Genomic DNA, 1,435 nt, shown 5'->3' with positions numbered 1-1,435 from the left:
CGCACAGGGCGGCGTCCTCCGCGTGGTCGTGGGTCATCACGAGGGCGTGCGTGCCCGGGGGCAGCTCCCCGATGACGAGCTCGGGCAGGACGGGGACCCGATGGACGTGCACGTGGGCGACGGCGTCGTCGAGCACCCCGAGGCGGTCGGCCTCCAACTGGTCCGCGCGGGAGTCGACCAGATGCAGCTCGAGGTCGTGGCGCGCGAGGATGCGCGCCAGCTCCAGGCCGACGTGGCCCATGCCGAAGATCGCCACGGACGGCACGACCGGCAGCGGCTCGAGGAGCAGCACGACCTCGCCTCCGCAGCACTGCACGCCGTGCTGGTAGGGCGCCTTGTCGGAAAGCGCGAGCTCGAGGGTCTCCGGCTCGGCCGCGCCGCCGGCGAGCAGCTCGCGGGCCCGGTCGACGGCGACGGCCTCCAGGTTGCCGCCGCCGACGCTGCCCCAGGTGCGGTCCTCGGCGACGACCATCTTGGCGCCGGCCTCGCGCGGCGAGTGACCGCGCACCGACGCCACCGTGACGAGTACGCCGGCCCGGCGCTGCTCGCGCAGCTGCTGGGTCGCCTTCAACCACTCCATCCGCGGTTCACCTCCCCTGCCCCGCCGCGACGAGGGGGCGATCGGTGTGCGCCTTGGCCGCACGCGCGCTCTCCACCGCCCAGTAGACCGCTTCGGGCGTGGCGGGCGAGGCCAGCTCCACGCTGGTGCCGGCGGGCCCGAACGCCTCGGCCGCGTGGCGCAGCGCCTCGCGCACGGAGAACGCCAGCATCAGCGGCGGCTCGCCGACCGCCTTGGAGCCGTAGACGGCGCCGTCCTCGTGCGCCTTCTCCAGCAGCGTGACGCGGAAGTCCTCCGGCATCTCGGAGAAGCTCGGCAGCTTGTAGGTGCTCGCGGACTGGGTGGCGAGGCGGCCGCGGTGGGGGCCGTCGCTCTCGTCCCAGCGCAGGTCCTCCAGGGTCAGCCAGCCGGCGCCCTGCACGAAGCCGCCCTCGATCTGGCCGATGTCGACCAGCGGGCTGAGGCTGTCGCCGACGTCGTGGACGATGTCGACGCGGCGCAGGGTGGAGGCGCCGGTGAAGCCGTCGACCTCGACCTCGGCGGCGGCGACGCCGTAGGCGAAGTACTTGAAGGGCTCGCCGCGCATCGCGGCGGAGTCCCAGTGCAGTCCCTCGGTGCGGTAGAAGCCGGCCGCCCAGAGCTGGACGCGCTGGTGGTAGGCCAGGTTGACGAGCTCGTCCCAGCCGAGCTCGCCGGTCGCGGCGGAGAGCCCGCTCACCGTGCCGCCGGCGAACCGGACGTCGCGCGGGCTCACGCCGAGGCGGCCGCCCGCGACCTGGGCGAGCCGCTCCTTGATCTGCTCACAGGCGTTCTTGATGGCGGCGCCGTTGAGGTCGGCGCCCGAGCTCGCGGCGGTGGCGGAGGTGTTGGGCACCT

General features: G+C 74.3%; 2 protein-coding genes. Both read right to left on the bottom strand.

The window, feature by feature from the left end:
* Positions 1–580, bottom strand: a 580-nt coding sequence (gene xdhC, locus FHP29_RS14830) for a xanthine dehydrogenase accessory protein XdhC (RefSeq protein ID WP_139623816.1), incomplete at its 3' end; no start/stop codon positions are given.
* 7 nt (positions 581–587) lie between these two features.
* Positions 588–1,435: molybdopterin cofactor-binding domain-containing protein (locus FHP29_RS22785; RefSeq protein ID WP_240044516.1), on the bottom strand; the 848-nt coding region annotated here is incomplete at its 5' end.

Source organism: Nocardioides albidus (assembly GCF_006335005.1).
Lineage (GTDB): Bacteria > Actinomycetota > Actinomycetes > Propionibacteriales > Nocardioidaceae > Nocardioides > Nocardioides albidus.
The sequence above is the reverse complement of the archived record's forward strand: the minus strand, read 5'-3'. Positions and strand labels throughout refer to the sequence as shown.